Annotated in this window: 10 protein-coding genes; 3 read left to right on the top strand and 7 right to left on the bottom strand. The window is 61.2% G+C overall.

All coding sequences use genetic code 11. The features are described 5' to 3' along the window. The first annotated feature begins 4 nt into the window (after nucleotides 1-4). From ACV4UZ_RS10735 to ACV4UZ_RS10725, 3 genes are all read left to right on the top strand, one after another. Nucleotides 5-2149, top strand: coding sequence for an SUMF1/EgtB/PvdO family nonheme iron enzyme (locus tag ACV4UZ_RS10735; RefSeq protein WP_491600840.1), 2145 nt, complete (start codon nucleotides 5-7; stop codon nucleotides 2147-2149). Between the two features lie 1066 nt (nucleotides 2150-3215). Then, the gene (locus ACV4UZ_RS10730; protein ID WP_491600839.1) at nucleotides 3216-4004 is read left to right on the top strand and encodes a hypothetical protein; all 789 of its coding nucleotides are present in this window, start codon (nucleotides 3216-3218) and stop codon (nucleotides 4002-4004) included. Nucleotides 4005-4052: 48 nt separating this feature from the next. Beyond that, on the top strand, nucleotides 4053-4823 hold the full coding sequence (locus ACV4UZ_RS10725; RefSeq protein ID WP_491600838.1) for a hypothetical protein: 771 nt from the start codon (nucleotides 4053-4055) through the stop codon (nucleotides 4821-4823). An 89-nt stretch (nucleotides 4824-4912) separates the two neighbouring features. Here ACV4UZ_RS10725 and ACV4UZ_RS10720 read toward each other — a convergent pair whose 3' ends face one another. The 7 genes from ACV4UZ_RS10720 to ACV4UZ_RS10690 form a co-directional block, all read right to left on the bottom strand. Further along, nucleotides 4913-6889 carry a caspase family protein gene (locus ACV4UZ_RS10720; protein ID WP_491600860.1) on the bottom strand — a complete coding sequence of 659 codons (1977 nt, stop codon included), beginning with the start codon at nucleotides 6887-6889 and terminating at the stop codon, nucleotides 4913-4915. A 114-nt stretch (nucleotides 6890-7003) separates the two neighbouring features. Continuing rightward, entirely contained in the window at nucleotides 7004-8008 is a 1005-nt protein-coding gene (locus ACV4UZ_RS10715) for a formylglycine-generating enzyme family protein (protein ID WP_491600837.1), read from the bottom strand. A 41-nt stretch (nucleotides 8009-8049) separates the two neighbouring features. Then, nucleotides 8050-8532, bottom strand: coding sequence for a hypothetical protein (locus tag ACV4UZ_RS10710; RefSeq protein WP_491600836.1), 483 nt, complete (start codon nucleotides 8530-8532; stop codon nucleotides 8050-8052). Between the two features lie 4 nt (nucleotides 8533-8536). After that, a complete protein-coding gene (locus ACV4UZ_RS10705; protein ID WP_491600835.1) occupies nucleotides 8537-9166 on the bottom strand; it encodes a hypothetical protein in 630 nt (209 codons plus the stop codon). Further along, nucleotides 9163-10404 (bottom strand): tetratricopeptide repeat protein, encoded by a 1242-nt coding sequence (locus ACV4UZ_RS10700; protein ID WP_491600834.1) that lies wholly within the window; start codon nucleotides 10402-10404, stop codon nucleotides 9163-9165. The genes ACV4UZ_RS10705 and ACV4UZ_RS10700 overlap by 4 nt, the downstream gene beginning before the upstream one ends. Further along, complete coding sequence (locus ACV4UZ_RS10695) at nucleotides 10401-11216, bottom strand: DUF4384 domain-containing protein (RefSeq protein WP_491600833.1); 816 nt, start codon at nucleotides 11214-11216, stop codon at nucleotides 10401-10403. The genes ACV4UZ_RS10700 and ACV4UZ_RS10695 overlap by 4 nt, the downstream gene beginning before the upstream one ends. Continuing rightward, nucleotides 11209-12180, bottom strand: a complete 972-nt coding sequence (locus ACV4UZ_RS10690) for a hypothetical protein (protein WP_491600832.1) — start codon at nucleotides 12178-12180, stop codon at nucleotides 11209-11211. The genes ACV4UZ_RS10695 and ACV4UZ_RS10690 overlap by 8 nt, the downstream gene beginning before the upstream one ends. Nucleotides 12181-12220: the final 40 nt, after the last annotated feature.

Genomic DNA, 12220 nt, shown 5'->3' with positions numbered 1-12220 from the left:
TCCAATGGCTAGATTGCTGAAGTTTGTTGCAGCATCCGTTTTGCTGGGCTTATGGCACGGTCCCTCGTTGGCTGCTGCTGGCAATCAGCAAATTGCTTTCTCGCAATCACCCGCTTTTCGCGTCATCGCTGTTGATGGCGGCGGTGGATGGTGCAAGCCCGCAGTCAACCTCACGGTGACGGCCAGCGAGGCTGCTTTCTTCCAAGGTCCAGGGATCACCCGACTGGCGGTTGCACTGGGGAACACCATTCTGCCCGACCTCTGCCCCGAAGCCTCATCAATGGTGATGGATGGTGTTGCTGGCGTAGACGGTCTGATCTTTCAGGGAACCGCGAGCCGGCAGGACGCCTGGAAGCTTAATGTCACAAAAGCCCAACAAAGCCACCCTTCTCCTGAAGTTAACACTCCGACGGTAAAGGCATCTCCACCCCCTGTAGGGCCGGAAATGTTGAGCATATCCCGTTCATCTTCAATGTTTCCCGAGGGGGTTCTAGGGGCTATTGGAGTCATTGGGCTTTTGGGGGTAATTGCTTCGGCAGCGTACAAATCATTTCCGCTTCGTAAAATGATAATGATGGGGTCTTTTCTTCTAACCTTTGGAGCTCTCGCAGGGACTGCTCTGTGGTCGCCGGAGGACACGTCGTTGCTAAACTCTGGAGGCAAGACTTCTGTCGCGAAGTCGTCGTTAAAAGAAGGGCGTCCCTCCCCAAAAGCCGAGGCGAATTGTCCAGATTGCCCGGAAATGGTCGTGATCCCTGCGGGCAGCTTCATGATGGGAAGTCCTGATGGCGAAAAAGATCGGAGTGCTTCCGAGGGGCCGCAGCATAGGGTGACCTTCGTCTCACCTTTCGCCATGGGTAAGTACGAGGTTACGCAGGAAGAGTGGAACGTGCTGATGGAGTATAATCCTAGCAAGTTTCCAGGGGGGCAGCGCCCAGTAGAGCAAGTTAGCTTTGAAGACGTCCAGGAGTTCATTAGACGTTTAAACGCAAACACTGGGAAGGAGTATAGACTCCCAAGTGAGGCTGAGTGGGAATACGCTGAACGGGCTGGCTCGATAACTCCGTGGCCATGTGGAGATAACAAAGAATGTCTAGATCGCATAGCCGTTTATAGAGAGAATAATGATGACCTGAACTTTCCGGTCGGAAGCAAGCAGCCAAATGCCTTCGGACTTTACGACATGACTGGCAATGCTATCGAACTTGTTGCTGATTGCTTTCACGATAATTATCATGGAGCGCCAACCGATGGCAGCGCTTGGATAGGAGATGAGAAATGCATGCGGGTCGCCCGCCACGGCATTCCACGCTCGGCGAGCCGTTATGGATACTCAGGCTATAACCCAATAAGCTTCCCTTACGGGCTCAAGAATGTCGGTTTCCGCCTAGCCATGACGCTTCCGTTGGATCACGGGGCCCAAAATACCACCATGATTGACGGACGAGATAGGGTGAGACCCCTGTGCAAGAATGGTCAGAAGCCTGAAGACTTGAATGTTGGGCTGCAATTGGCAGCCCTCCGGAGAGTCCCATCAGAAATAAATGCATGCGTAAAAATGGGTGCGGATCCCAACGCTTTTCTCAATAACAGCAGTAGAAAGGCTGCTTTCTCGCCGCTATACTACGCCATTAAAGGTGGAGACATGCCAACAATTAAGGCGCTGATTGATCTTGGCGCTGATTACAAGAAGGTAAATCAATGGGAGGATGGTGCTGGCGAATCCGCATTGTTTACAGTCTCATTCTTTACAAACAATAAAAACAGATACGACATAATCTCATACTTACTTAGTATTGGGGCAGACCCAAACCAGCCACAACATAATGGATTCACACCATTAGGCCTCACCCTAGAGTATGAAGACAATCCTGACATAGCCATCAAAATTGTCGATCTGTTCATCAAGCATGGCGCCAATGTGAACAAGCATTTGATAGCCCAGGGATGGCGCCCTCTTCATATCGCTGTCATGAACAAAGCCCTTGCAAAGGATGGGAGGGTAATCCGAAGCTTGCTTAACGCTGGCGCAGACCCAAACAAGCGGGACAAACTTGGCTGGGGAACACCGATTGAAATTGCCGAAAAAGAAGCGAAATCAGATAAAGGCTTCATAATCGTTCTCGATATGCTGAAGGGGCGCAGATGATTTGTCTAACTTGAATTTATTGGGGGGTGGGAGTATGAATGCAAATTTTTTAAGAATGATGGTGGCGTGCGCCATAGCATTGTTCAGCACCAACGCATTCGCAGGAAAATGCTTATCTTCATTTGAGAAATCAAAGTTAATTTCAGAGAAAATATGCGCTGATTTATTTTCTAATAAATCAGACCTTGACCAATGCCGGAGTGGAATTGCAATTTCCATGCAGACTATTTCATACGCATGCCTTTCCGGAAAAAGTAATCGACAAATTATAGATTCAGAACGACGCCGCTGCAATGAACCCGACTTCAAGGATGATCCCGATATGAAGGGATGTCGGATTCTTTTGGACGCATCAACAAGCGCCCCAAAACAAGAGGCATCGTTCAGGACGCTGCAGGGCCTTGGATTCGTCAACTACTTCGTCAGGTGCAAACCCGGAGCATTGGAGCGGCGAGTTGTCGTCTACAACAATATGCAGGTCGTTTATGACTACGATGGGACACAGCGACGGTACCAATACAGAGAACGGCCAGATGATGATGAGATTATCGAGAAACTGTGTTCACAAGATGATTTTGCCTATCGGGCATGCTACATGAAAAACAAAACAAAGAGTTCAAGTCCACCAACCGGAGCTATATCACAATATTGCGGGCAATGCGCTAACAACCCATCAGAATCTGTGTGCTGCAGCTTGTCATTCAAGAGTGGGAATGAGATGTGGAGTTGCTGGCCGCCAAACTCTGATTCGGAGAGTCTTGATCGGGCCGTCTCCTCTGCATGCAAATGTCAATAATACTGGCAAAAATATTTTCTATTGTAGCGCATCACTACGCTGGAGGTGTTTATGGAGATTATATCGTCAAATAAATCATCATGGACAAGGGGAGGTTCCTTCGCTTGTGTATTTATAGTTGTCATTGCGCTCTTGTCAGGATGCGTGACTAATACCACGGGGCGTCCTCAGACTTCATCAGGCGATTGGGATTTTGATAGGAAACTTCCTCCCGTAGGTGATTGCACCCAGGTGGATGGGCTATCCAACATTTGTTCAGATCAGAAGACTATGAGGCGGATTGTTGCCGCACTGGTCGATTATCATGACGCCTCGTTCCGAAAGAACTACAATAGCAATATGAAGGAAGTAATTAAGAATATTGATGAAATACAAATCTCAAAGAAAGGTGGCATATTCGATGTCAGTATCAAGTATGCTTATGGGGTCATCCGGTCAGGGCGGCAAAGTGGCAATGATTCCCGTACAAGTCGTCTATTCAGCACCGATTCCGATTTCACGGTGACATCGATGGGTGGGCACGGCAGCGGGCGTTTCGTTCGGCCTCCCCGCGTTTCGAGGGAACAGGAGCGGACGTCAACAGAGCGTTCCAACCCGACAAGAGAAAATCGTGCGGCTTCACGTGATCGAGTGGTCCCCGATGTATCGACGTCTGAAACGACGCGACCGGTGGAAAGTTCTCCCGCCCCGGCAGCCCCCCCCAAGCCAATGTACGAGCCGGGAGAGGTGCGGCTTATCGCCCAAAATGTAGATGACATTATGGAAATCTTCCTCGATGACACCAAGGTTGCGGAATGTCGCTGGGCTGGCACTGGCTGCGGCGCAGGTTGGAAGGGCGTCTTGAAGGATCGCCACAAGGTGCGCTTCAAGTTGACCAATGTCCCATACACCGGATTCTGCATGACGCAGCCTTGCGGCAAATGGTCCGCCGATATGTTGGTCATGGTCGAGGACAAGAAGATTTGGTCAAACGGCGTGTTCGGCAGGGAGAACGATGCCAGCGTGAAGTATGACGTCACCTTGACCTGCGACTTCACCAAAGGTCTTTGCATCGAGTGAGTTCTGCTTTTGTTGTTGTATCGCTCGGGCCAAAGTCGGAGGGGGAATATGAAGAATGTGAAGGCTGGAGCGGCTTTGTGCCTTCTCTCTCTGTTGGCGGGTACAGCCGCTTTGGCTGGTCTGCCTAAAAGTGAGGTCGTTGCCTACAGTTCCTCCTTGGGATTGGAGGCGGTTGGCTTAGACCCAGGAGGGGGATGGTGCCGGGATGAAGTCTCGCTCGTTGTTCAGGCCAAGGATGCTGCCGCCTTTGCCGCAGATACCTTCAAGACCTTTATGGTGTCGATGGGACAGAAGGCAATGAAGACTCTCTGCCCCGAGGCCCGTTCTGCCACCTTTACCTATGGTGTTGCTGGGGGGGGACGCCCCTTCCGAGTGCTTGGCGAAGGCCGGATGAGGGCCGCCAACGATTGGGTGGTCACCATGGCTGCCACGACAAGTCAGACGACCAAGGCGAGCCAACCGGAACCAGTGGCGGCGAGTGCCGTCAAGGAAATCCGGAAATGCTCGGAGGAGCCTTACAGCGAGAATCCCAAGCTGTTCGCCTGCGGTGGGAAATATGACATTGATGTCGGATATTCCTCCACGTATCGCGGCAGAGTCCGCTTGATTTTTTGCGATGATGGACAGGGACCCTGGCAGCGGGAAATCATCCAAGGCAACGATCAATGGAACCTACCCATATCCAAGATCGGACCGGGAATGCTTGAATTCACAGTTGTTGATCTCTGGCCGATCACGGGGACTCGCGGCGTAACGGTAGATGAGGCTGCACAACGTGTCTGCATGATAGAAAAAGACTTTGCGCCCAAGACACGATGATTCGATTGATGCAGCGCGTTTGGCCTCGGCCATGGCGATGTTTCTGGGCAGCAGTTCGGCGACACGGTTGACCGGGAAGAACCGTCCACTCACCACGCCACCAGCACCTTGTCTCCACCGCCGATCAGGGCCGGAGTCTGCTCGCGGCCCTTGCGGCTGGCCTCGCGGCGGACGTGGCGTTCAGCATAGGCGTGGAGTTCGCCCAGCGTGATGCGGCGGTCGCTGTCGGCATCGGCCTCGCCCATCAAGCCGCGCATCAGGTAATAGCTGAACAGGCCGTGGCGGGCGGCGGCGAAGGAGGATGACCACTGGTCGTTGCGCGATGCGGCCAGCACGGCGGCGGGGCTGGGGACCTCGCCCTCCCTGGCGCGGATGATAACGGGTCGGATATCGGCGATCAGGGTGTCGTTGCCGCGTGTCCCGCCGGAATAGCAGGTGTCGAGGAACAGGGTCAGCGACCTGGCCCCGGCCTTCAGGATGGTGTCGATGGCGGCGGTACGGTCGATGGCGCTTTTCTCCAGCAGGGCGCGGTCGCCGTCATAGGGAAAGAGATAGAGGTTGCGGCCGTTCTCCGAGGCCAGCCCGTGGCCGGAGAAGAAGACGTAGACGTCGGTGGCGCCGTCCCTGATCTCGGGCGCCAGCCAGGTGTCCAGAGCCTTTTCGATGTCCAGCAGACGGGCATCGGCGCCGACCAGCAGCTTGACCCGATCAGGGGCGATGCCGAGACCGTTGACGGCGAAGTCGCGGAAGACACGGGCATCGCGGGCGGCGAACTGGGCGGCGGGCAGGCGCTGGTATTCCTCGACCCCGATGATCAGGGCGATGGCGTCGGATTTGCGCTTGCCCAGCAGGCGGGAGGGATCGAGGGGCGGCAGCTGTTCGGTCATGGCCTCGGCGATGGCGGTGCCCCTGGCATCGCGCAATTCGGCCTCGGGCGTGAAGGCTGCGGCCTGGGCCTGGGCGCGGCCGAGTTCGGCGGAATCAAGACGGCGGGCGATGTCGTCGCGGCGGGCGACGGCCCGGCGGTGCAGCCCGTCGCGCGACTGGGCAGCGGACAGCGAGGCCCAGACATAGGCCTGGGTCTCGTCCCTTGGTCCACGCGTCTCCTTCAACAGCAGTTCGGCCAGGGCCAGCTGGGCCTCGGGCTGGCCCTGGCGGGCGGCGCGCTTCAGCCAGCGTTCGGCCTCGGCATGGTTCTGGGGCATGCCCTGGCCATCGCGGTATAGGTCAGCCAGCAGCATCTGGGCATCGGCATCGCCCAGTTCGGCGCCCAGGCGGAAATGACGGGCGGCGGCGGGAAAGTCCGAAGTGCGCACCGCGCCCCGGCCCCGTTCGGCGGCATGGGCGGCAGTCAGGCGGCGCAGGGCGGCGGTCTCGACGGCGGGCAGGTGGATGCTGGTCTCGGTGGGGCGGCCATCCAGCATCACGCGGGCGCGGACATGGACGGACTCCCGGTCCAGCAGCAAGGCCGGGCGGTCCACCAGTTCATAAAGGTTGACCGACAGGTTGCCGTCGGCATCGGCGACGATCTCGGTCGAGGGCGCGTCCTCGACCAGCACCGCGACGCGGGCGCCGGGCCAGGGGGCGCGGCTGGTGCCGTCGCGGCCCAGCGGCTTGCCCTCGCCGCCGGTGCGGGCGACCACGTTTTCCTTGCGGCCCAACTCGGTGCCGGCCAGGGCCTCGGTGGTGGTCTTGCGCAGCTTCTCGTCGAAAGGCGACAGCACGATGGCCAGGGCGGCGGCGGGACCGCCCAGCAGGAAGCCGACCGGGTTGGGATCCTTGGACTTCACCTTGACGGTGGCCTCGTCATAGGATTCGTACTGGTGCAATTCGCCGCTGAATTCCCTGGCTGCCGACAGGGCCAGGATTCCACGGGCGGCATCATAGCGACCGCCCAGCAAGGCCCGGACCGACCGGGCCTTGGCCTCGGGCACCAGATCGACGGTAACCAGGTTGCGCTTTTCCACGTATTCCGACCGGCTGATGCCGCCGCAGGATTGCAGGGCCAGCAGGGCGGCGGCGAGAAGCACCGCCGCCGGGGGAAGGGATCGCCGTTGCAGGATCATGGACGTCACCGATCACATCGATTCCGATTCACCGCCTGCGGCGGCCAAAGGGGGCAAGCCCCCTTTGGAAACCCCCAGGAGGTAAAGAGGTTAAGATTCAAGAGGAAAACGCTCCTATGGGAGCGTCCTGGCGAGACGGAACCCCAAAAGGTTGAGCCGGTCGACTGGGGAGTCGTAGTTGCGGAGGGCGGAGCGGAGGTAACTCGGATTGAGGTACCAGGAGCCGCCCCGGATGACGCGATCGCAGGAATTTGATCCTGTCCATGCGCTGCCGTCACTCGGCGCACCGCTGTAATTGTCATGCCAGCAATCCTGGGTCCATTCCCAGACATTGCCGTGCATGTCGTAAAGGCCGAAGGCATTAGCCGATTTGCTCCGCACCGGCTGGGTCTGGTTACCGGAATTGGCGGAATAGACCGCCGCCGAGGACAGGCAGGATTCCGAGCCGCCGCATGACCATGGCGTGGTGGTCCCGGCACGGGCCGCGTATTCCCATTCCGCCTCCGATGGCAGGCGATAGCGCTTACCGGTCTTCTCGTTCAATTTCCGAATGAACACCTGGACATCATCCCAACTGACCTGTTCCACCGGGCGGTTGGCGCCGCGGAACTTGCTGGGGTTGCTGCCCATCACCGCCTCCCACTCTGCCTGCGTCACCTCATTCTTGCCCAGGGCGAACGGGGCGGAGATGGTCACACGGTGCTGCGGGCCTTCGGAACTGTTCCGGTCCTTCTCCCCCTCCGGGCTCCCCATCATGAAACTGCCCGGCGGAATGATCACCATCTCCGGGCAGGTGCTGCAATCCTTGAAGGCTTGCCCGACCTTGATGCCGCTCTTGGCGAAGGCCTCCGCCGATTTGGCCGCCTCGTACTTGCCGATGGCGGTTTCCATGAATTTCCGCCGCAATTCGGCCTTGGCCGCCTTGTCGTCGTAATTGGCCCTGGCCCGGTCCAGTTCGATCTTGGCCTGATCGGCCTCGGCCTTCGACTGGTCGAAACGCTCTTTGGCGGCATTCATCTCCGACTGCGCCGTCCCGACATCGTCGGCCGACCAGGCCGGCTGGCCCCAGGCCAGCAGGACCAGTATCGCGGCCGCCACTCCCTTGATCACGGATTTCATAGGACGGTTCTCCCCTTCATTTGCAAGGATGATGGTGGTGGTCATTGTTTCGGCACCCGGACGAAGCGGCCGCTGCCCTTGCCGCCCATGGAGGTGACGGAATAGCCGCCGTCCAGGGTGAACAGGCGGGTTGAGCGGCTGTCGCCGGTTCCCACCGGCTGGCCGGAGCGGACATTGCCGTAGGCGTAGCGAATGCTGACGTCGAAAGCGCCGCCCTTGGGGGCGATCTGCATGACGTCGATATGCTTGATCACTTCGCGCGTCTGGGAATACGGCAGCTTGCGGAACACCGATTCATGATGGCCGACGATGGCGGCAACCATGCGGCGCATGGTCTTGCCGTCGGCACAGAGAGCGGTCTGGCCATCGGTCTGGCTGCATTCCGCCACGGGGGGCAGCTTCTCGCCGAAATCCCAGTCGTCGCCGTTATCGGCCCCAACACGGGTGCCGGGGGCGCAGCCGGCCAGGGCCAGCGGCAGCAGGATGCCCAATCGCCCCATCCAGGGCTGATATCGGCTCATCATGGCGCTACGGCTTTCCGCCACGGGCGGCCTGGATATCCTTTTCCAGGTCCTGGAAGGCCTTGGACGCCCGCAGCTTGCTGTCCAGCAGGTCGCTCTTCCTGGTCTGATCGACCATGATGCGGTTGGCCTCGCCCAGGGGATACTGGACCAGCACATAGGCGCGGTACTGGGTGCCCTGGGGCTTGATCTCGGACTTCACCGCCTGATAGCCGGCCATGTTGGCCTCGGTCACCACATTGGTGGTGACGCGCTCGACCTCGCTCATGACGCGGGTATCCTCGCCCGCCCCACTTTCGCTGGCGAAGTCCTTCATCTTGGCCGAGAGCAGGCTTTTCAGCCGGTCGGCAACGTTGCGCTTGCCCGCCAGCGTCGCCTTGTCCACCGCCATCTGCATGTCCGACGAGGTGGCGGTGCCGGGGGCGTAGAGGCTAAAATCGTCCTTTGGCGGCGCGGTGAACCAGGACGGCGCGTCGGAGACGGTGTCCTTGACCTGATCGGCCCGCCTCTCCTGCTGCTTCTGGTGGGCCAAAGCGGCGGCGGCGGGCGAGCCCGGTTCCGGGGTGGCGCATCCGGCGACCAAAGCGGGCGCGGACAGGGCCAGGATGACGGCCAGGACGGAGCGAAGACGGGTCATGAGGGTTTCTCCCCGGATTGTGCGCCGAGCGCGGTTTCTATCGTATGGATTTCACGGCCCAGGTCCATACCTTGGTCGTGCTGGGTTCTGAGATCGACCAGGGCGCGCCCGGCCATGCCGGGATCGCCGCGCTTGAGATAGGCCAGGGCTGCGCCGTAAAAGGCATCAGCGGCCGGACGGATCCGGCCCTGTCCCAGCAACAAGACGCCCGTGTTGTACCAGGCGAAGCCGTCGGCGGAATCGGCATTGATGGCCATGGCATAGGCGGCCAGCGCCCGCTCGGCCCGCCCGGCCAGGGCGTTGACGTGGCCCAGGCCGTCGAGATAGCGGGCATTGCCGCCGTCCAGCGCCACGGCGCGGATCATGGCCGGTTCGGCCTCCGCCGCCCGGTCCAGCTTGACCAGCATGCGGCCCATCAGGAAGTGAGCGGCGGCGCGGTCGGGATTTTCCCCGGCCAGCTTTTCCGCCGCCGCCAGCGCCCCGGCATAGTCGCCACGGGCGGCCAGGGCCTCGGCCTGGACCATGGCATCGGGGGATGCGGGCGGAGCGGCCTGGGCCAGTTTCGGCGCCTCGGCCACCGGGTCGTCCAACTCGGCCCAAGGCTGATCGGGAATGGTGGAGGCGAGGCGCCGCGCCAAATCATCGGTGACCCGCAGGCGCTGTTCCTCAGTCAGATGGGTGGCGGCATCCAGGATGCCCATGGCGACACCGATGGGAGACAGGGGGACCGAGCCACCATGGCTGGAGGCCACATGCTCGCCCTCCCACAGGACTTCGCCATCGGCGGCGCGGGTCAGGCGCAGCCGCACCCCCACGGCGACGCGGGAATAGATGCCGAAGAAATCGCTGCCCGCCTGGGTGATCCCGCCCGCCAGCATCGCGTCGCAGGACAGGGCGGCGCCCAGCTTGCCCATATCCTTGCGCTCGGCCTCGGGCATGGCCGCCAGCACATGATCGACACGGGCCAGCGGCACCTGTCGCCGTCCCTGGGGGGCGAGATGGGCGAACAGCACCCGGCGCACGGCGCCGGCGGCCTCGGGCGGGCTGCCCTCCAGCGGCAGCAGGGCGACGCAGCGGGGTGGCGAAGCCCGGAAGGCATCGTGCAGGGTGAACACCACCTGATTGGGCCAGATCTCCGAGGCGGTCTCGCCCTTGCCCCGGTCCACATAGCTGGGGGTGGCGCAACCGCCCAGGGCGGCCACGAACGAGAGCAGAACCACGGCGCGAGCGGCCTTCATTGCGGCCTCACGATGGCGTAGCCCTTGCGGACCAGCCGGGCCTCGGAGCGCGGGATCTCCAGCAGCAGGGCCTTGAACTCCTCCAGCCCGTAAGAATCGCGGAACTCGATCCTCTTGCGGCTGCCCACCGCCAGCAGGTATTCCGACACCAGCGGCGCGTGGGCATGCCCAGCCTTGGGAAATTCCATCCCCAGGGAATAGCGCCGGGCGCCGTCGGGGCTGGGGATGGTGGCGCGGCCGGTGATGCGGTCGTTGGCGTCCATGGCATTGGGGAACAGGCGCTGCACCTGACGGTCGCGGCGTTCATAGGGCAGCCACTGGAACAGGGCCAGATGCATGGGCTGACTGGGCTCCACCGTCACAATCATGGCCTCACCATCGCGGAAGGCGGTCTGGTTGAGGATCAGGGCGAACTGGAAGCTGGGGTCTGGCTCGCCCCGCCAGCGGACCACGTCGGCCTCCAGGCTGACCCGGCACTGGCGGATTCCCGGCGTCGCCGTGGCGATGGTGATGGAGCGCAGGTCGCGCAAGCCCCGCACCTCGCCCTCGGATGCGGCCCAGACCAGACGGCCCAGGGCGCAGGAAGCATCCTCGGCCCGTTCCCGGCAAACTTCGATGTCATCGACGGCCAGACGCTCGCCCAGCACCCGGATCAGGGCGGCCTGCTTGGCCTTTTCCTCGGCGATGCGGCAGGCCTCGGCCTCCGGCATCTGGGCGGGAAACAGGTATTCGCCCACCCCCGGCGACCATTCCGCCTGGGCGGCGGGGGCGAGCAGCAGCGCGGCCAGGGCCAGGGCGGCACGCTTAGCCATGATGTGGTTGGTCCATGGGGAACAGCCCCGGACCGTCCAGCATGGCCGTGACCAGACCGGCGACCAGGGCCGAGGCGCCCAGATGGTCCTCGGCCCCGATCTCGGTATTCTCCTTCAACCGAGCGGCCACCTCCTTGACGACCGATGGCGGGATCGCGGAGAGGATGCGGTCGGCAATCCGGGGCTGAGCCGCCACCCGCACCGCCCCGGCCAACTGCCCCGCGTCGAGGGGGGCGACGGCCTTCGCGATGGCCGGGGTGAAGCGATTCAGCAGATCGCACAGCGCGCGGGCCAGCCATTGTCGGCGGAAGGCCAGTTGACCGTGGCTCAGCCCGTCCAGGCACTCATGCGCCACCCGCAGGAACGCGATCCCCAAGGGATCGGCCACCAGGACCCGGTTGGCCAGGGTCAGCTTCAATTCAGGGCCGGAGCGGGTGACGGTGATGGCGGGTGCCTCGTCGGCACGAAAGGTCGCGGCCAGATCGATGCCGCTCAACCGGCCATTGCGTTGCATGTGAAGGGCGATGCCCTGCGCCCGGCGGAAATGCAGGATAAGGTCGCCGGTCTGGCGCTCGAGATTGCTCATGCGCTCCCACTGGACCAGCAGGTCCAGTTCCCGCCACCCGGATTCCGTCGCGGCGGCCTTGAACGCGGACGCCACGGCGGGATCGTCGAGGCTGCGGGCCAGAACGATGGTCAGGGTGTTGTCACCCACCCCGTTGGGGCACAGCGCCAGGAACTCCGCCAGATCGAACGACGGCGCCGATGCCAACCGCCGCATCCAGGCCCGCGCCCCATCACTGTCGAAGGCCACATGATCGGGGCGCCAACCCAGGGCCTCGGCCACCGCCCGCGCCGACATCATCAGGTCGTGGGGGCTGATCTCGACAGTGATACCCCCCAGGATCAACGCCAGACGGCCGTTCCCACACGACAGCAGCCGGGGCGGATCGATGGTCTGCATGGCTTTGCTTCTCCCTGAATGCCGAGGCCGGTTTCTCCCG

Source organism: Paramagnetospirillum sp., assembly GCF_058402745.1.
This window is presented reverse-complemented; position numbering and strand designations above follow the sequence as displayed.